An 18202-nucleotide genomic window follows, 5' to 3' on the forward strand; every position below is an offset into this window, starting at 1 on the left:
GCGTTCGGTGTGTCAGTGGTCATGGCAGCAACTCCAACCCCGAGCCCAGCAGCGCGGGCACCGCGGAGCCGACCCGCTCGAATCCGGTTCCGACCGTCTGTCCCGCGCGGTAGCGGGCGTGGATGCCCTCCGCGATGACGGCGAGCTTGAAACAGGCCATCGCCTGGTAGTAAGGCAGGAGGCCGATGTCCCGGCCGGACTTCTCGGCGTATCGCTCGGCCAGCTCGGGGCCCGAGGGAAATCCGGGGTTGGCCGTCGGGACGTGGCGCGCCCCGAGGACCGGTTCGCAGGTCCGATCCCAGTACATGAGCAGCATCCCGAGGTCGGCCAGAGGATCGCCGAGCGTGGCCATTTCCCAGTCGACGACCGCGGCGATCCGCCCGAAGTCGCCGGGCGCCAGGATGGTGTTGTCCAGGCGGTAGTCGCCGTGCACGATGGCCGGGGCGCCGCTCTCGGGCAGGGCGCGGGCCAGTCTGCCGTGCAGTTCGTCGAGGTCGGGCAGGGGCCGCGTGGCGACGTTGTCCCACTGCCCGCGCCATCGCCGCACCTGGCGTTCCAGATAGCCGTCGGGGCGGCCGAACTCGCCGAGCCCGACGGCGGCGGCGTCCACGGAGTGCAGCGTGACCAGGGCGTCCACCAGCGCGTCGGCGGCGCGCCGTGCGTCGTCGGGCGGCAGTGCGGCTGCCTTGTCGCCGTCGCGCAGCACCGTGCCCTCCACGAAGCCGACGACGCAGAACGGGGCCCCGATCACCTCCGGGTCCGTGCACGACAGCACGGCCCGGGCGACCGGCACCCCGGTGCCGCCGAGCGCGGCGACGACGCGGTGTTCGCGGTCCATGTCGTGCGCGGTCGGTGTCAGCACCCCCAACGGCGGTCGGCGCAGCACCCACCGGCGTGTCCCGTCGGTCACCTCGTAGGTGAGATTGGAGCGACCGCCGTGCAGGGGCGTCACCTTCAACGGATGCGCGCACTCGGGTACGTGGCGTTCGAAATAGCGCCGCAGCGCGGCCACGTCGACTCCGGCCGCCGGCGTCTCGGCGGTGGTCACCGAATGGCCCTCCGCTCCCGCGCTGCCCGCACCGCGCGCTTGGCGATGGCCCAGCGGTGGGTCTCCGAGGGACCGTCGTAGATACGGAACGGACGCACCTCCCGGTACAGCCGCGACAGCGGGGTGTCCCCTGAGATGCCGAGCGCACCGCAGATCTGCACGGCCCGGTCGACCACCCGGTTCACCGCCTCGGAGACATAGGTCTTGGCGATCGAGGTGTGCTGGGCGGCCGGGCGGCCCTGGTCCAGTTCCCAGCAGGCCCGCCACAGCACTGCCCGGCTGGTCTCGATGTCGATCTCGGAGTCGGCCAACAGCTGCTGCACCATGCCCAGTTCGGCCAGCGGCTTGCCGAAGGCCGAACGGTCCGCCGCGCGCTCCAGGGCGATGTCCTGCGCTCGTCGAGCCACTCCGAGCCAGCGCATGCAGTGGGTCATGCGCGCGGGCCCCAGGCGTACCTGGGCATACGCGAATCCCTGGTCCACCTCGCCCAGCACGGCGGTGTCCTCGACCTCGCAGCCCTCGAAGACGATCTCGCTGTGCCCGCCGAAGAGCCCCTGGTCCAGAGTGTCGATATTCCGGACGATCTTCATGCCGGGGTTGTCGGCGTCGACGAGGAACATCGTCGCGCCGCCCGAGTCGCCGGGGCCGCCGCGGGTGCGGGCCATGCAGATGGCGAAGGCCGCCCCGTCGGCGCCGCTGATGAACCACTTGCGGCCGTCGATCCGCCAGCCGTCGTCGGTCTTCGTCGCGGTCGTGGTGAGCGCACGCGGGTCGGAGCCGGCGCCCGGCGCCGGCTCGGTCATCGCGAAGCACGAGCGCACCTCACCGGCAGCCAGCGGGCGCAGGTACCGCTCCTTCTGCTGCTCCGTGGCCACTGCCGCGAGCAGATGGGCATTGCCCTCGTCGGGCGCCGCGCAGTTGAGTGCGAGAGGTCCCAGAAGCGAGTACCCGGCCGCTTCGAACACCACTGCCTGTCCGCACAGGTCCAGCCCGAGTCCGCCCCACTCGGCGCCGACATGTGGCGCGAACACCCCCGCCTCGCGGGCCGCGGCCTGAAGGCGGCGGCGCAGCGGCTCGGGTCCGGCATGGACATCGCCGTCGCACGCCTGCTCCTCGGGTATCACCACATCCCGTACGAACTCGCTGGTGCGCCGCGCGATCTCCGCGACCCTCTCGTCGATCTCGAACCCGATGGACACCTTCACTCCCGAGCTTGGCTACTGGGCATTAGCCATCTCACGGGCAGAAGGGCGGGCGTGTCAAGGGAGCGGGCTATAGTGAACAGCTTGGCAAGGCGGAACAGGCTAACCGGCGATAGCTTCAGGAGTCCGTATGAGCTCAGCCCAAGGCGGGGCGTACGAGCGGCCGCATCGGCCGGCGCGGCCGGAGGCCACGCCCGCGGCCGATCGCCGTTCGGCCATCCGGCAGGCCGCGCTGCGGCTGTTCGCCGCGCAGGGCTACCGGTCCACCACCATGACCGATATCGGAGCCGCCATCGGCATCCGCGGCCCGAGTCTCTACAAACACGTGGCCTCCAAGCATGAGTTGCTGGCCGAGATCATGATCGGCACGATGGAGCAGCTCATCGCCGACAACATCGCGGCCGTTGCCGGCACGGACGACGTGCGGGAGCAGCTTCGCCGCTCCGTGGAGGCGCATATCCGCTACCACGCCCGCCACCGTCTGGAGGCGTTCGTCGGCAACCGCGAGATCGGCAGCCTGGAACAGCCCGCCCAGGGCCGGGTCCTCGACCGCCGCAGCGACTACGAGCGCCGCTTCCGTGAACTCATCGAGCGGGGTGCCGCCGAGGGTGCCTTCCGTGTGCAGTCGGCCAGGATCGCCTCATACTCGATCCTCGACATGGGGATCGGCGTCGCCAGCTGGTTTCACGAGGGTGGCGAGTTCACCGTCGATCAACTCGCCTACCAGTACGGCGACATCGCGCTCCGCGTCGTGGGCGCGCGACCGCGCGGCGGCTCGCCAGAACCCCTGTGTGAGTAAACCGAATCCAATTCAAATCCTCAAGAGGTAGGCCCCGCTTTCGGCCGCGCGCACGTTATCCCACCGGCTATCTGTCGCGTGCCCCGAGGAAACCCTTGCTCAAAGGCTAGCTGTACTGAGTTCAGTTCTGTACCGTCCCGGGCGTCGGCAGGGTTACAGGACCGTGCCGTCGGAAGGAGGGCCGGATCGTGAGCACCACACAGCAGCCCGCCCCGCCGGGGGCGGAGTCGGCGCCGTACGCTCCGCGTACAGTGCGCCGCGCGATGCTCGCCGGAAGCATCGGCACCCTGATCGAGTACTACGACTTCAGCGTCTACGGCTATCTCGCCGTGGCGATCGCTCCGCAGTTCTTCCCCAGCGACGATCCGGCGGCCTCGACGCTGGCGGCGCTTGCCGTGTTCGCCACCGGCCTCGTGGTACGACCGGTCGGCGGTGTCTTCTTCGGGTGGATCGGCGACCGATGGGGGCGTCGCAAAGCGCTGGTCTCCTCCGTGCTGTGCATGGGAGTGGCCAGCAGCATCACGGGACTGCTGCCGACCTACAGCCAGATCGGCGTGGTCGCCGCGGTGCTCCTGTTCCTCACCCGGCTGGTGCAGGGCGTCTCCTCGGGGGGCGAGTCGGTCGGCGCCTACACCTACATCTACGAGTCGGCGCCGCCCCGGCGCAGGGCCTTCCTCGGTGCCGTCACGCCCATCGGGTCCAACCTCGGGTTCATGTTCGCGGCCGCCACGGCCGGGGCGATCTCCGCCCTCACCACCAAGGAACAGATGGCCGACTGGGGGTGGCGGCTGCCGTTCCTGATGGCCGTGCCACTCACCCTGGTCTGTCTGTGGGCCCGGCTGCGGATCGAGGACACCCCGGAATTCGAGGAGGCCGCACGGCGTGCCGACATCCCGGCGGCTCCGATCCGGGAGGTCCTGTCCACCCACCGCGTCGCGCTGCTCCAGTCCATCGGCCTGGCCATGGCGCAGGGCGGCGCCATCTTCCTGGGGCTGACGTACATCGGCATCTACCTGTCCACCAACCTGGGTTACGACCCCACGCTGGTGTTCTGGCTGAGCGCCGGTGTCGTGCTCGTCACCGTGCTGCTCATGGTGCCGGCCGGCTGGCTCGCCGCCCGGTTCGGGTGCCGTCGTGTCCTGATGGGCGGGCTGCTGGGTTTCCTGGTGACCGCCTACCCCGCGATGATGCTCATGGGCCAACACAGCCTGGCCCTGGCCGGCCTGGCCTATCTGCTCCTGATGCTGAGCAGCGCGTTCGTACAGGTCCCGGCGGCCAGTCTGTGGCCGCATCTGTTCGAACGCCGGGTCCGCTACACCGGCATGGCGATCGGGTACAACATCGGCACCGTGCTCGCGGGCGGTACGGCTCCGTATATCGCGGCCTTCCTGGTCGAGCGGACCGGGAACCTGCTCTCCCCGGCGTTCTTCGTCATGGCGGTCTGCCTGATCGGGATCGGTGTCCTGTTCACCGTCCGCACGGATGTGCAGGGCGCTGACCGCGGTGACCGCCGGTCACCGCATCGCGCTAACCCCCTGTCGTAGGGGAGTGGCCGCCGTGGCCGATGGTCTGGCCGCCGTCGACGAGGAACTCTCCGCCCGTGGTGTAAGAGGCGTCATCACTGGCGAGAAAGAGCACCATGCGGGTGACCTCCTCGGGCTCCCCGATGCGGGGCACCGGCTGATGGGCGAAGAGTCCGGGTGAGGCGTTCTCACCCATGGGCGTACGGATGACGCCCGGGTGTACGGAGTTGATGCGCACCCCGGTGCCCGCCAGGTCCAGTGCGGCGGCCTTGGTCATCCCTCGCACCCCCCACTTGCTCGCCACATAGCCGATGCCGCCGGCGAAACCCACGAGCCCGGCGGCCGAGGAGACGTTGACGACCGCCCCGTGGCCGCGGTCGCGCATGCCGGGGAGGACGGTGTGCATGCCGAGGAAGGCACCCACCAGGTTGACGTCGAGGATCCGGCGGAAGTGCTCGGGCGACTGCTCCACCACGCCGCCGAAGTGAATGATCCCGGCGTTGTTCACCAGGACGTCCACGGGGCCGAAGGTGTCCTCGACTGTGCGGACGACGGATTGCCACTGCGCTTCGTCGGTGACGTCGAGGTGGCAGTACCGCGTGTGGGGGAGCTCATCGGCCAGGGCCTCTCCCTCGTCGTCCAGCAGATCGCAGACGGCGACCCGGGCGCCTTCGGCGGCCAGGCCGCGTACATGCGAGGCGCCCATGCCCCGGGCCCCGCCGGTGACGATCGCGACCTTGTTGTCGAAGCGCATCGCGGGTTTCCCTTCCGTGTCCATGAGTCAACGTCGCCAAGCCGTCTGTGCGTATGGTCAGTCGGGGACGAGCACGGTCCGGCCCCGCACCTGGCCCCGCCGAAGCCTGCCGATCGCTTCCGGTGCCGCGGACAGCGGGAACCGTTCCGATTCGACGTGGAGGGCTCCCGAGCGTGCCAGCGTGACGACCTCGGCGAGCTCGGGGCGGGTTCCCCAGAAGGGCAGCGAGAGCCGGAAGCCGGGCGGGAGAACGCCCGGTTTGGAGACCGTCAGGCAGCCGCCTCCGCTTCCGACGAAGGCGAGTTCACCGCCGGGGCGCAGGACGCCGGTCGCGAGTTCCAGGGTCTTTGCGGTGCCGACGAAGTCGAGCACGGCGTCGGCTCCCGCGTCACCGGTCCGTGCCCTCAGCACGCGGGCGGTGTCCGGCCGCATCAGAGTGCCGAAGTCCGCGCCGGAGCGGTCCGCGAGAGCCAGGGCATCCTCCCGGACATCGACCGCCAGTACGCGGCTCGTGGTGGTCGCGCGGAGGATCTGGACAGCCAGGTGACCGAGCCCGCCGACACCGATGACGACAGTGGAGGTGCCCTCACGGAGTGCGTGCCGGAGCCCGGCCACGGCGTGGTAGGACGTCAGACCCGCATCGGAGAGCGGGGCCGCCTGATCGGCCGGCAGGTCGCCGATCGGCACCAGATGGCGGGCGGACGGGACGAGGAGGTACTCGGCCATTCCGCCGTCCCGGCCGAGTCCGGCCCCATGCCATGTGAGGGTGTCACGCCGGTCGCAGTAGTTGTCCCGGCCCGTGGCGCAACGGTCGCAGGCGCCGCAGCCCCACGGTCCGTAGAGCACCACGCGTTCACCGACCGCCACCCCGTCGGCGTCGGGACCCAGGGCCGCGGCCCGCCCGGCGACCTCGTGGCCGAGGGTGAACGGCAGACGGTAGGGGAGCGCCCCAGGGGCCCCGTCGATGACGTGCAGGTCGGAACGGCACAGCCCGGCGGCTTCCACCTGCACCAGTACCTCGGTGCCACGGGGCATGGGCCGCTCGACTTCGGCCGGTGCCGGGGGCTCGCCCCACGCCGTCAGCCTCAGTGCCCTCATCTTCACCGTCCCAGGTCTCGTCGGTCCCGCGGCCGTCACGGTAACAGAGGTGAAGTTGGTTCAGGGATCCATGCGGAGACCTTGCCCGCGCGGAGCTCGGTGTCTACGGTCATGAATTGAGTTCAATTCTCAGATGCTCAATTCTCAGATGCCGCCCCGTCGTACGAGCACGATGGAGACCCCATGCACCGTCGCCACCCCGAGATCGACCCTCAGCTGCTGTCCGAATCGGACGAACAGCGGCAACTGCGTACCGTCCTGCGGGACCTCTTCACCGAGGCGAGCGGCGCCGAGGACGTACGCAAGCATCTGGCCACCGCGCGCGGATACGACGAAGCGCTCTGGGCGCGGCTCGCGGGCGAGATCGGGGTCCATGGGCTGGCCGTTCCGGAGGAGTACGGCGGGTCGGGTTTCACCTTCGCCGAACTGGCCGTGGCCCTGGAGGAATCCGGGCGCGCCCTGTACTGCGCGCCGCTGCTGCCCACGGTGGTCCTGGCCGCACACGCCCTGCTGTACAGCGCTGACCGTACGGCATGCGAGCGCTATCTGCCCCGGATCGCGGACGGCACGCTCACCGCGACCGTGGCCGGGTTCGGAGCCGACGAGCCCGGTGTCGCCGCGGAACAGGAAGGCAAGGGCTGGGTGCTGCGTGGGCGGGCGGATTTCGTGCTCGACGGCGCCGGCGCGGATCTCATCGTGGTGCGGGCCGGAACACCCGCCGGACCTCGGCTGTTCGCCTGCGAACCCACCTCCGGCGCCTGTCGGCGGACTCCGCGCCGTGTCCTGGACGAGACACGGCGCCAGGCGCTGGTGGAGTTCCGAGGCGCCCCGGCCACCGCCGTGGGCACGGCGGAGGGGGCGGAGGACACGGTCTCGGCGACTCTGGACGCCGGGCGGGCCGCACTGGCGGCCGAACAGGTCGGCGGCAGCGGGCACGCGCTGGACGCCACGGTCGAATTCGCCGCACAGCGCCACCAGTTCGGGCGCCCCATCGGCTCCTTCCAGGCCGTCAAGCACCGGCTGGCCGACGTGCTGGTCGCGCTGGAAGCGGCGCGCTCGGCGTCCGCGTACGCGACTGCCTGCGCCGCGGTCGCCTCGCCCCAGCTGCCGGTGGCCGCCTGCGCCGCCGCCGTGGTCTGCTCCGAGACCTTCCGGCTGGCGACGGCCGAGTACGTCCAACTGCACGGCGGTATCGGCTTCACCTGGGAGCACCCGGCCCATCTGTACCTGCGTCGCGCACGCGTCGGCGAAGTGCTGTTCGGCACGGCGGACCGGCACCGGGTCCGCCTCGCCGGACTCATCGGTCTCGCCACCCGGGCTGCCGTCTGAACGGCGGCGGCCGCCCGCCGGACCGTCGGTGCGGAGGGGGTCATCCGTCGTACACGTAGAACCCCCGGCCGCTCTTGCGGCCCAGATGTCCCGCGGCGACCATGCGCCGCAGCAGCGGGGGAGCGGCGTACAGCGGCTCCTTGAATTCCTCGTACATCGACTCGGCGACGGCCTGGGCCGTGTCCAGGCCGATCAGGTCGAGCAGCCGCAGCGGACCCATCGGGTGGGCGCAGCCGAGTTCCATGCCGCTGTCGATGTCGTCCGCGCGCGCCATTCCGGACTCGACCATGCGGATCGCGGAGAGCAGGTACGGCACCAGCAGCGCGTTGACCACGAAGCCGGATCGGTCGGGCGCCTGGATGACCGTCCTGCCCAGCCGTTCGGCGGCGAACTCGCGGGTGCGGGCCAGGGTTTCGGCGCCGGTGGTGAGGGCGGGGACCACCTCGACCAGCTGCTGCACCGGTACGGGGTTGAAGAAGTGCAGCCCCACGACATGGGAGGCCCGGCCGGTGGCCACGGCGAGGTCGACGACGGGTATCGAGGACGTGTTGGTGGCGAGGACGGCCTCCGGGTCGGTGACCACCTTGTCCAGTCGGCGGAAGACCTCCAGCTTCACCTCCCGGTTCTCGGCGACGGCCTCGACGACGAACTGCCGGTCGGCCAGTTCGCCCAGGTCGTGGGTGAAGGAGAGCCGGGCCAGGGCCTGATCCCGGTCGGACTCGGTGAGCTTGCCGCGCCGCAGGCCGCGGTGGAGGGAGGCGGTGATGCGTGCGCGGCCGGCGGCGGCCAGCTCCGGGGTCGATTCGGCGACGGTCACATCGAGACCGCGCAGGGCGGCGACCTCGGCGATGCCGGAGCCCATGAGGCCGCAGCCGACGACACCGAGACGGGAAATGCGGGGCATGGAGGTCCTTCCTCAGCGATCTGGACGGCAGGGGGTGGCGGCGCGAGGCGCTCCGTCATATTGAACTGAAGTAGGTGGCCTCATCAAGAGCGAGTCTGAATCCGTGAGCCCGACTTGGTGAAGGGGTTGACAGGCGTCCCTTCGCGGTTCCAATGTTGTAGTGAATTCAGTTCAGTTTCAGGGGTGAGAGATGACAGTGGAAGACGAGATCCAGTTCGAGCGTGACGGCCACGTCGCCCGGGTGTGGCTCAACCGCCCATGGAAGAAGAACTGCGTCACCGTGCCGATCCTGGACCGGCTCGACGAGATCATCACCGAGGTGGACGAGGACCCCGGGCTGCGGGTCCTGGTGGTCCGCGGCCGCGGCGGCACCTTCTGCTCGGGCTTCGACCTCGACAGCCTGAAGGCCGACTACGTCGGCAAGTCGAACGCGATCGACGTCGCGGTGAAGTCCGCGAAGGTGTGTGACCGCCTGTACTCGATGAAGACCCCCTCGGTCGCGGTCCTGGAGGGCCACGTCACCGCCGGCGGCTTCGAGATCATGATCTCCTGCGACTTCGCCATCTCCGCGGACGACGCCAAGATCGGGGACTTCCACATCCGCCGCGCGCTGTTCGGCGGGGCCGGCCCGATCTACCGGGTGCCGCGCATGATCGGCATACGCAAGACCAAGGAGCTGATGCTGACCGGCAAGCTCCTCTCCGGCGTCGAGGCCGCCGAGTTCGGGCTCATCAACAAGTCGGCCCCGGCCGACAAGCTGGACGAGACGGTCGAGGACTTCATCGGCGACCTTGCTGACAAGAGCCCCTTCACGATGTGGCTCACGAAGATGACGATCGACCGCAGCCTGGATGCCGACACCCAGTCGCTGATGGTGATGGAGCACCTCGCCGTGGGCGTGGCGCTCAACTCCGAGGACGCGAACGAAGGCGTGTCGGCGTTCCTGGAGAAGCGCGAACCCAAGTGGCAGGGGCGCTGATCCGGATGGCCACGGATCCGCGGAGTCCGGCCGCCGGGCTCCAGGGCTCACGCTGCTCCGGCTGCTCGGTGGCGGTCTACCCCGCGGACGACGCGTGCCCGCGCTGCGGGGGGCCCGCCCGGCCGGCGGCCCTCCAGGGCACGGGCACGCTGTGGACCTGGACGGTGCAGCGGTACGCCCCCAAGTCGCCGCCCTACCGGGCCCCGGCCGGAGGCTTCGTGCCGTTCGCGCTCGGCTACGTCGAGCTGGCCGAGGGCGTGCGGGTGGCCGCCGTCCTCGACGTCGACGACTTCGAAGACCTCCGCATCGGCATGCCCCTCACCGTGACCGCGGGTGCCGGTGTCCCGAGGGCCAGGCCCACGACCCCGGGCGAGGAGGGTTCATGAGCAGCGACGTCCTGATCTGCGGCGCCGGGCGAACCCCGTTCGGCCGGTCCGAGGCGACCGGCCGGCAGCTGGCCGTCGGCGCGGTGAACGCGGCGCTGGCGGACGCCGGGATCGAGTGGTCGCGGGTGCGGGCCGCGTTCGGCGGCAGCGACAGCGCGGGCCTCGCCGACACCCTGGTGGCCCAACTCGGCCTGACCGGACTGCCGTTCGTCAACGTCAAGAACGGCTGTGCAACCGGCGGCAGCGCGCTGGTCTGTGCCGTGAACGCGATCCGCTCCGGCATGGCGGACGTCGTCCTGGCCGTCGGTTTCGACAAGCACCCGCGCGGCGCCTTCGACCCGAGGCCGGAGGACTGGGGCCTGGGACCGGAGTACGGCAGTGACGGGCTGATGGTGACCACCCAGTTCTTCGGCATGAAGATCCAGCGCTATATGCACGACCACGGGATCACGTCGCGGACCCTCGCCCTGGTCGCCGAGAAGGCGTACCGCAACGGCGGCCTGACCCCCGAGGCGTGGCGCCGCACACCGCTGTCCGCCGAGGAGATCCTCGACTCCGGCATGGTCAGCGATCCGCTGACCCGGTACATGTTCTGCTCCCCGGGAGCGGGTGCTGCCGCGCTGGTGCTCTGCTCGCCCGAGGCCGCCCGCACCATGGACGGCCCGCCGGTCACCCTGCGCTCGGCGGCCGTTCGCACCCGGCGCTTCGGCTCCTTCGAAGTGTTCAGTCCCTGGATTCCCTGGGGCGAGCCCACCAGTGTCAGCCGGGATGCCGCGGCCGCCGCCTTCGAAGAGGCGGGGATCGGCCCCGGTGACGTCGACGTCTGCCAGTTGCAGGACACCGAGAGCGGCGCCGAGGTCATGCACATGGCCGAGTGCGGGTTCTGCCAGGACGGCGAGCAGGAGCGGCTGGTCGCCTCCGGCGGCACCGGAATCGGTGGGACGCTGCCCGTCAACACCGACGGCGGCTGCATCGCCAACGGCGAACCCATCGGCGCCTCGGGACTGCGCCAGGTCTACGAAGTCGTCCAGCAACTGCGCGGACGGGCGGGCGAACGCCAGGTCCCCGGCGAACCCCGGGTCGGCTTCACCCATGTGTACGGCGCCCCCGGCGTGAGCGCCTGCACGGTGCTCTCCCGCTGAAACGTCCCGCCGATCGAAGGTGGAAGAAGAGATGAGCGGCATCCCGGGACCTGAGGAGTTCCGCGCCCAAGCCCGGCAGTGGCTCGCCGGCGTCGCCAGACCCCGCGCCGCTGACGGGGAGTGGGGCAGCGGCTCCGACTCCGTCGCCGTGTTCGAGAACTGGACCGAGGAGCAGGAGCGCGAGCACACCGCCCGTGTCCAGGAGTGGGAACGCACCCGCTACGACCAGGGGTGGTCCGCGCTCGACTGGGAGGAGACATACGGAGGGCGGGGTCTGCCCGCGTACTACGAGCAGCTCTACCGCGCCGAAGAGGCGGCCTTCGACGTGCCGCACCGCACCGAGATCTTCCCTGTGACGCAAGCGCTCGTCGCCCCCGCGGTCGGCATCTGGGGCACCGAGGAGCAGAAGCGGCGCTGGCTGCGGCCCATGCTGCGTACCGACGAGCTGGCCTGTCAGCTGTTCTCGGAGACCGAAGCCGGCTCCGACCTCGCCGCGGTGCGAACCAGAGCGGTGCGCGAGGGTGACGACTGGGTGCTGACCGGGCACAAGGTGTGGACCTCCGGAGCCCGCGTCGCGACCTGGGGCGTGGCGGTGTGCCGCACCGATCCGGAGGTACGCAAACACGCCGGCATCACCGTCTTCCTGGTCCGCATGGACGCGCCGGGCGTCACCGTACGGCCCATCCGGCAGATGACCGGCGGCACCAGCTTCAACGAGGTCTACCTCGACGGCGTGACGGTGCCCGACACCGACCGGCTCGGGCCGGTCGGCGAGGGCTGGCGGGTGACGCTCAGCGTGCTGGCCGCCGAGCGGCTCGACTCCGGCGGCCTCGGCCTGGACAACGCCGACCGGGCGCTGGAACTGGCCGGGCACCTGCCGCGCCTCCTCACCGGCAGCGAACAGCAGCGGGCCGCTGACCTTCACATCCGCACCCTCGTCCAGCGGCTCATCGGACTGCGGGTGACCGCGGCCCTCGTCGCCGGGCGCCAGCCCGGCGCGGAAGCCTCGGTCGGCAAGCTGTACGCCACCGAGACCATGCGCCGCACCAGCGACCTGGTGTCCGAGCTGCTGGGCCCGAGCCTCGTGGCGGACACGGGGGCATGGGGCAGCTACGCCTGGACGGAGCACCTGCTCGGCGCCCCCGGCTACAGCATCGCGGGCGGCACCGACGAGATCCAGCGCAACATCCTCGCCGAACGCGTACTCGGCCTGCCCAAGGAGCCCGTCCGATGAACACGGCCACCCAGGCACCGGAGCCGGCCGCCCGGGTCCGCGACCGGCTCGCGCGCCGCCACCCGGGTGCGTTGATCGGCGAGTTGACGGTGTTGCCGGGCGGCCACTCGGGGCTGACGTACTCGGTGGCGGCGGGGGGTGCCCGGTATGTCGTCAAGGCGGTGCCCCCGGGGCAACGGCCCGTAGGACGCAATGACGTACTGCGCCAGGCACGGGTGCTGCGAGCGCTGGCCGGGTCCGCGGTGCCGGTTCCGGGCGTCGTGGCCGTCGATGAGAGGCCACCCGCCTGGTTCGCCATGGACTTCGTCGCCGGGGAGGCCGTCGAGCCGGTACTCGACGAGAACGAGCTGCCCGCCGCGACGGCTCGGGCGCGGATGCTGGAGATCGCATCCGTCCTGCGGCGGCTGCACGACACCGATGCCGACACGCCCGGGCTCGCCGCGCCCGAACCGCTCGACCCCGTCGGCGAGCTGGAGCGCTGGAGCCGTACCCTGCACGCCGTCCCCGCCGAACTGCGCCCCGGTGGCCAGGAGCTGCTGGCACGCCTCGCCGACGACGTGCCCCGCGGCCTCCCGCCGGCGCTGCTGCACGGGGACTTCCGCCTCGGCAACGTGCTGTGTGCGGGCGAGCGCGCGGTGGCCGTCATCGACTGGGAGATCTGGAGCGTCGGCGACCCGCGTATCGACCTCGGCTGGTTCCTGCTCTTCGCCGACCACCACAACTTCCCCGAGCTGGGGCACGCCGTGCCCGGCCTGCCCGGCGAGGCCGAACTGCTGGACGCCTACCGTGACGACCGGCCCGCGCCGCCCGCGATGGACTGGTTCCGGGCGCTCGGCCGCATGAAGATGGCCGCGATCATGGGCCACAACCTGCGCCGGCACCGCGAGGGCAAGCACCACGACCCGGACCAGGAGCGCCTGCCGCCCACCATCGCCGCCATGATCCGCACGGCACGCGACATCCTCGGCTGATCCGGCCCCACCGAACAGGAGCAATCGTGGATTTCGGATTCTCGCCCCGGGCGAGTGAACTCCAGGGCCGCATGCGGTCGTTCATGGACAGCTATGTCTTTCCCGCGGAAGCGGTCTACGACCGGCAGCTCACCGAGGCGCATGACCCGCATGCCCTGCCGCCGGTGATGGCCGAGCTGAAGGAGAAGGCCCGCGCCGAGGGCCTGTGGAACCTCTTCATGGCGCACGGCGACTGGGGCGCGGGGCTCAGCAACCTGGAGTACGCGCCGCTCGCCGAGCTGGCGGGCCGCTCCGTCATCGGCCCCGAGGTGTTCAACTGCTCGGCGCCCGACACCGGCAACATGGAGTTGCTGGCGCTGTACGGTACGCCCGAGCAGCAGGAGCGCTGGCTGCGTCCCCTGCTCGAGGCGGAGATCCGCTCGTGCTTCGCCATGACCGAGCCGGAGGTCGCCAGCTCCGACGCCCGCAACATCCGCACCCGCATCACCCGCGACGGCGACGTCTACGTCGTCAACGGCCGCAAGTGGTACACCTCCGGGATCCTCGACCCCGACTGCAAGCTGATCATCCTGATGGGCAAGACCGACCCCAAGGCGCCCACCTACCGGCAGCAGAGCATGCTGCTCATCCCCCGGGACACCCCGGGCGTCACGGTTCTGCGCGACCTGCCGATGTTCGGCTACACCGACCGGCTCGGACACGGCGACGTGCTCTTCGACGACGTCCGCGTGCCGGTGGAGAACATCCTCGGCGGTGAGGGCGAGGGCTTCGCGCTCGCCCAGGGGCGGCTGGGTCCGGGGCGGATGCACTACGCGATGCGCGCCGTGGGCTTCGCCGAGCGCGCCCTGCGGCTGATGTGCGAGCGCGTCACCGAACGCGTCGCCTTCGGCGCGCCCCTCGCCGACCGGGGGGTGGTCCGGGAGTGGATCGCCCGCAGCCGCATCGAGATCGAGCAGGTGCGTCTCCTCGTCCTCAAGTCGGCCTGGCTGATGGACACCGTCGGCAACGCCGCCGCCCGCATGGAGGTCGCCGCGATCAAGGTCGCGGCGCTGGAGGTCGCGCACAAGGTGGTCGACCGCGCGGTGCAGGCGCACGGCGCGGCGGGGGTCAGCGACGACACCGTACTGGCCCGGCTGTACGCCATCACACGGGCGCTGCAAATCGCCGACGGCCCCGACGAAGTGCATCTGCGGACGGTGGCCCGCCAGGAACTCGCGAAGTACGACAAGACCCACACGAAGACGAGCACGAAGACCGACACGAAGACGGGGGCAGTGTGAGCGCCAACAGCCTCGACGGCAAGGTCGCCGTCATCACCGGCGGATCCCGCGGCATCGGCCTGGGCATCGCCACCGCCTACCGGGCGGCCGGCGCACATGTGGTGCTCGCGGCCCGTAAGCCGGCCGGACTGGCCGAGGCGTGCGAGGAGTTGCTGCGCGTCAAGGGCGACGGCGACGTTCACACGGTGGTGGCGAACGCCGGTGAACCGGAGCAGGCCGAGGCCTGCGTCGACGAGACCATGTCCCGCTTCGGCCGGGTCGACGTCCTCGTCAACAACGCGGCGACCAACCCGTACCACGGCGATCTGCTCGACCTGGACCTGCCGCGCGCGGAGAAGACCGTCCGCGTCAACCAGTACGGCATGATCTCCTGGACCCGGTACGCCTGGCGGGCCTGGATGGCCGAGCACGGGGGAGCGGTGGTCAACATCGCCTCCGTCGGCGGGCTCATCGTCGATCCGCATATCGGCTACTACAACGCCACCAAGGCCGCCATGCTGCACATGACCCGGCAGCTCGCCTACGAACTCGGGCCACGCGCCCGCGTCAACGCCATCGCCCCCGGACTGATCAAGACCGAACTGGCGCGGGCGGTGTGGGAGGTCCGCGAGCCGATCCTCACCGCCAAACTCCCGTTGCGGCGCCTCGGCACGGTGGAGGATGTGGCACAGGCGGCGCTGTTCCTGGCCTCCGACGCCTCCTCATGGATGACCGGCCAGACCCTGGTGCTCGACGGCGGTGCGACCGCTCTGCCGATCGGGGTGGATGGATGACCGCGCCACGACCCGCCGCGGAGCTGTTCTCGCTCCAGGGCAGGACGGCCCTGGTCACCGGCGCCTCCGCCGGGCTCGGCGCACGCTTCGCCGCCGTCCTCGCGCGGGCCGGCGCCACCGTGTTCGCCGCCGCCCGGCGAGTCGACCGGCTGACGGAACTCGCCGACGGAGGTGAGCGCATCCACCCCGTCGGCTGCGACGTCTCGCTCGCCGCCGACCGTACGCGGCTGGTCGAGACCGCGCGGGCCGCCACCGGCCGCGTCGACATCCTGGTCAACAACGCGGCCACCTCAGGCGAGACCCGCGCCGAGGACGAATCCCCGGGCGCCTTCGCGGATGTCCTCGGCGTCAACCTCACTGCGCCCTTCCACCTGGCACGTCTCGTGGCGGAGTCACCCGCTGGGGACCACGCGCCGAGCCGGAGCGTCATCAATGTCTCCTCCATCCTCGGCCTGGTCACCGCCGCCCCGCTCGGCGGCGCGAGCTACGCGGCGTCCAAGGCCGGACTGATCGGGCTGACCCGGGAGCTGGCCGGTCAGTGGGGCCCGGAGGGAACCCGGGTCAACGCGCTGGCCCCGGGCTGGTTCCGCACCGAGATGACCGCGGACCTCTTCGGCGACGAGCGCTCCAGCCGCTGGGTCGAGCGCAACACCCTGCTGCGGCGCGGCGGCGGAGCGCATGAACTCGACGGCGCGCTGCTGTTCCTCGCCTCGGACGCCTCCTCGTACTGCACCGGGCAGGTCCTGACCGTCGACGGCGGATGGACCGCGCGATGAGGGTCGGCATCGAGATCGACGACGGCGGCCTGGCCCGCGTCACCCTGCGCCGAGGTGAGGCGGGCAACGCCATCGACCTGGACATGGCGCGCGGACTGCTGGACGCGGCACGGACCTGCGCCGCCGAGGCCGTACGGGCCGTGCTGCTGACCGGGGAGGGGAAGTCCTTCTGCGTCGGCGGCGACCTCAGGGAGTTCTCCCGGCTCTCCGGCGAGGCACTGCGCCAGCACCTCACCGCGGTGACCGCCGCGCTCCACGACGCCCTGCGTACGTTCGCCGCGAGCGACGCGCCCGTGGTGGCCGCCGTACAGGGAGCCATCGCCGGTGCGGGCATCGGCCTGGCCGCGTCCGCCGATGTGACGCTCGCCGCCGCCGACGCCTCGTTCACCGCCGCCTACACCGGCATCGGTTACTCACCGGACGCCGGAGTCAGCTGGTTTCTGCCCCGTCTCATCGGCCCCAAGCGGGCCCTGGACCTGCTGCTGACCAACCGCCGCATCCCGGCGGCGGAGGCCGCGGACATCGGACTGGTGAGCCGGGTCGTCGCCACCGACCGGCTGGCCGCCGAGGCCGCGCGCACGGCCGAGGCCCTGCGGCGCGGACCCACCGCCGCTTTTGGCGCCACCCGCCGGCTCGTCGTCGCCGGGCTGACCGCGGACCTCGGTCCGCACCTGGACCGCGAGGCCCGTGCGATCGCCGCCGCGGCCGCCTCCGACGTGGGCCGTGAGGGTGTCGCCGCCTTCCTGGGCAAGCGGACGCCCGAGTTCACGCGCATCGCGCTCAAGCCCTGAACCCCTCCCCGAAACCCATGGAGCCACCATGTCCGAAGCGTTCATCGTCGGAGCCGTCCGTACCCCCGTGGGCCGCCGCAAGGGCGCCCTCAGCGGCGTGCACCCCGCCGACCTCGGCGCTCATGTGCTGCGCGCCCTGCTGGAGCGCACCGGCGCCGACCCGGGTGCCGTGGACGATGTGTACTTCGGGTGCGTCAGCCAGATCGGCGCGCAGACCGGCAACATCGCACGCACCGCCTGGCTGTCGGCGGGCCTGCCGCAGCACGTCCCCGGCACCACCATCGACCGCCAGTGCGGTTCCTCCCAGCAGGCCGTGCACTTCGCAGCCCAGGCGGTCGGCTCCGGAACCGCCGACCTGGTGGTCGCCGGCGGCGTGGAGGTGATGAGCCTGGTGCCCATCGCCGCCCCCATGACCGTCGGCGAACAGGTCGGTATGGGCAGCCCGTACGCGGGGAACGGCTGGCGCGAGCGCTTCGGGGATCAGGAGTTCTCACAGTTCCGCGGGGCCGAACTGATCGCCGAGAAATGGGGCATCTCCCGCGCGGACATGGAGGAGTTCGCGCTCACCAGCCACCAGCGGGCCCTGGCCGCCCAGGCCGGCGGCGCCTTCGACGACGAGATCACACCGGCCTTCGGGCTCACCGCCGATGAGGGCCCCCGCGCCGACACCACCCTGGAGAAGATGGCCGGCCTGAAGACCCTCACCGAGGACGGCCGGCTGACCGCCGCCGTTTCCAGCCAGATCTCCGACGGCGCCGCGGCCCTGCTGATCGCCTCCGAGGAGGCGGTGCGTCGGCACGGTCTGACCCCGCTGGCGCGCGTGCACACCATGGCCGTCGTCGGCTCCGATCCGATCCACATGCTGACCGGTCCGATCCCCGCCACCGAGAGGGTCCTGGAGAAGGCCGGGCTGTCGATCGACGACATCGACCTGGTCGAGATCAACGAGGCCTTCGCCTCGGTCGTCATCGCCTGGCAGAAGGAGATCGGCGCTCCCTTGGACCGCGTCAACGCCTTCGGCGGCGCCATCGCGCTCGGGCATCCGCTCGGCGCCACCGGGGCCCGGCTCATGACCACGCTCGTCCACCAGCTGCGCAGGACCGGCGGACGCCATGGCCTGCAGACGATGTGCGAGGGCGGCGGCATGGCGAACGCGATCGTCTTGGAGCGCCTTTGACCCGAGTCACCCCGAGCCGATTGGCAACCGAGTTCA

At 71.2% G+C, this 18202-nt stretch carries 18 protein-coding genes; 13 read left to right on the forward strand and 5 right to left on the reverse strand.

Going from position 1 to position 18202, the window contains the following annotated elements:
* Positions 1–19 precede the first annotated feature (19 nt).
* Together ACH4S9_RS14265 and ACH4S9_RS14270 are read right to left on the reverse strand one after the other, a co-directional pair.
* Positions 20–1048 carry a phosphotransferase family protein gene (locus ACH4S9_RS14265; RefSeq protein ID WP_398371963.1) on the reverse strand — a complete coding sequence of 343 codons (1029 nt, stop codon included), beginning with the start codon at positions 1046–1048 and terminating at the stop codon, positions 20–22.
* Complete coding sequence (locus ACH4S9_RS14270; protein ID WP_385346477.1) at positions 1045–2247, reverse strand: acyl-CoA dehydrogenase family protein; 1203 nt, start codon at positions 2245–2247, stop codon at positions 1045–1047. The genes ACH4S9_RS14265 and ACH4S9_RS14270 overlap by 4 nt, the downstream gene beginning before the upstream one ends.
* 133 nt (positions 2248–2380) lie before the next feature.
* On the opposite strand from ACH4S9_RS14270, the gene ACH4S9_RS14275 reads away from it, so the two are divergent.
* Together ACH4S9_RS14275 and ACH4S9_RS14280 are read left to right on the forward strand one after the other, a co-directional pair.
* Complete coding sequence (locus tag ACH4S9_RS14275; RefSeq protein ID WP_385346479.1) at positions 2381–3049, forward strand: TetR/AcrR family transcriptional regulator; 669 nt, start codon at positions 2381–2383, stop codon at positions 3047–3049.
* Positions 3050–3237: 188 nt separating this feature from the next.
* Positions 3238–4593, forward strand: coding sequence for an MFS transporter (locus ACH4S9_RS14280; protein WP_398371966.1), 1356 nt, complete (start codon positions 3238–3240; stop codon positions 4591–4593).
* Here ACH4S9_RS14280 and ACH4S9_RS14285 read toward each other — a convergent pair.
* Positions 4577–5326 carry an SDR family oxidoreductase gene (locus ACH4S9_RS14285; protein WP_398371968.1) on the reverse strand — a complete coding sequence of 250 codons (750 nt, stop codon included), beginning with the start codon at positions 5324–5326 and terminating at the stop codon, positions 4577–4579. The two genes, ACH4S9_RS14280 and ACH4S9_RS14285, sit on opposite strands and share 17 nt — an antisense overlap.
* A gap of 57 nt (positions 5327–5383) precedes the next feature.
* Positions 5384–6424, reverse strand: a complete 1041-nt coding sequence (locus ACH4S9_RS14290; protein WP_385346485.1) for an NAD(P)-dependent alcohol dehydrogenase — start codon at positions 6422–6424, stop codon at positions 5384–5386.
* A 183-nt stretch (positions 6425–6607) separates the two neighbouring features.
* Here ACH4S9_RS14290 and ACH4S9_RS14295 point away from each other — a divergent pair, with 183 nt between their 5' ends.
* The gene (locus ACH4S9_RS14295) at positions 6608–7753 is read left to right on the forward strand and encodes an acyl-CoA dehydrogenase family protein (protein ID WP_398371970.1); all 1146 of its coding nucleotides are present in this window, start codon (positions 6608–6610) and stop codon (positions 7751–7753) included.
* A 40-nt stretch (positions 7754–7793) separates the two neighbouring features.
* Here ACH4S9_RS14295 and ACH4S9_RS14300 read toward each other — a convergent pair whose 3' ends face one another.
* Positions 7794–8657 (reverse strand): 3-hydroxybutyryl-CoA dehydrogenase, encoded by an 864-nt coding sequence (locus ACH4S9_RS14300; RefSeq protein ID WP_398371972.1) that lies wholly within the window; start codon positions 8655–8657, stop codon positions 7794–7796.
* 190 nt (positions 8658–8847) lie between these two features.
* On the opposite strand from ACH4S9_RS14300, the gene ACH4S9_RS14305 reads away from it, so the two are divergent.
* Genes ACH4S9_RS14305 through ACH4S9_RS14350 form a run of 10 tightly spaced genes read left to right on the forward strand, consistent with a single transcriptional unit; the run spans position 8848 to position 18166 of the window.
* On the forward strand, positions 8848–9636 hold the full coding sequence (locus tag ACH4S9_RS14305) for an enoyl-CoA hydratase/isomerase family protein (RefSeq protein ID WP_043488367.1): 789 nt from the start codon (positions 8848–8850) through the stop codon (positions 9634–9636).
* 5 nt (positions 9637–9641) lie between these two features.
* Positions 9642–10022 carry a Zn-ribbon domain-containing OB-fold protein gene (locus tag ACH4S9_RS14310; protein WP_043492845.1) on the forward strand — a complete coding sequence of 127 codons (381 nt, stop codon included), beginning with the start codon at positions 9642–9644 and terminating at the stop codon, positions 10020–10022.
* Complete coding sequence (locus tag ACH4S9_RS14315) at positions 10019–11164, forward strand: thiolase family protein (RefSeq protein ID WP_398371975.1); 1146 nt, start codon at positions 10019–10021, stop codon at positions 11162–11164. The genes ACH4S9_RS14310 and ACH4S9_RS14315 overlap by 4 nt, the downstream gene beginning before the upstream one ends.
* Before the next feature lie 31 nt (positions 11165–11195).
* Positions 11196–12398, forward strand: a complete 1203-nt coding sequence (locus tag ACH4S9_RS14320; protein ID WP_398371977.1) for an acyl-CoA dehydrogenase family protein — start codon at positions 11196–11198, stop codon at positions 12396–12398.
* Positions 12395–13369 (forward strand): phosphotransferase family protein, encoded by a 975-nt coding sequence (locus tag ACH4S9_RS14325; RefSeq protein WP_385346497.1) that lies wholly within the window; start codon positions 12395–12397, stop codon positions 13367–13369. The genes ACH4S9_RS14320 and ACH4S9_RS14325 overlap by 4 nt, the downstream gene beginning before the upstream one ends.
* 26 nt (positions 13370–13395) lie before the next feature.
* The gene (locus ACH4S9_RS14330; protein ID WP_385346499.1) at positions 13396–14649 is read left to right on the forward strand and encodes an acyl-CoA dehydrogenase family protein; all 1254 of its coding nucleotides are present in this window, start codon (positions 13396–13398) and stop codon (positions 14647–14649) included.
* Positions 14646–15422, forward strand: coding sequence for an SDR family oxidoreductase (locus tag ACH4S9_RS14335; RefSeq protein ID WP_014182406.1), 777 nt, complete (start codon positions 14646–14648; stop codon positions 15420–15422). The genes ACH4S9_RS14330 and ACH4S9_RS14335 overlap by 4 nt, the downstream gene beginning before the upstream one ends.
* On the forward strand, positions 15419–16198 hold the full coding sequence (locus ACH4S9_RS14340) for an SDR family NAD(P)-dependent oxidoreductase (protein ID WP_398371981.1): 780 nt from the start codon (positions 15419–15421) through the stop codon (positions 16196–16198). The genes ACH4S9_RS14335 and ACH4S9_RS14340 overlap by 4 nt, the downstream gene beginning before the upstream one ends.
* A complete protein-coding gene (locus ACH4S9_RS14345; protein WP_385346503.1) occupies positions 16195–16989 on the forward strand; it encodes an enoyl-CoA hydratase/isomerase family protein in 795 nt (264 codons plus the stop codon). Before ACH4S9_RS14340 ends, ACH4S9_RS14345 begins: the two co-directional genes overlap by 4 nt.
* 28 nt (positions 16990–17017) lie before the next feature.
* A complete protein-coding gene (locus ACH4S9_RS14350; RefSeq protein ID WP_385346505.1) occupies positions 17018–18166 on the forward strand; it encodes an acetyl-CoA C-acetyltransferase in 1149 nt (382 codons plus the stop codon).
* Positions 18167–18202: the final 36 nt, after the last annotated feature.

The sequence above is a fragment of the Streptomyces sp. NPDC021225 genome (assembly GCF_044332865.1).
In the GTDB taxonomy this organism is placed as follows: Bacteria; Actinomycetota; Actinomycetes; order Streptomycetales; family Streptomycetaceae; genus Streptomyces.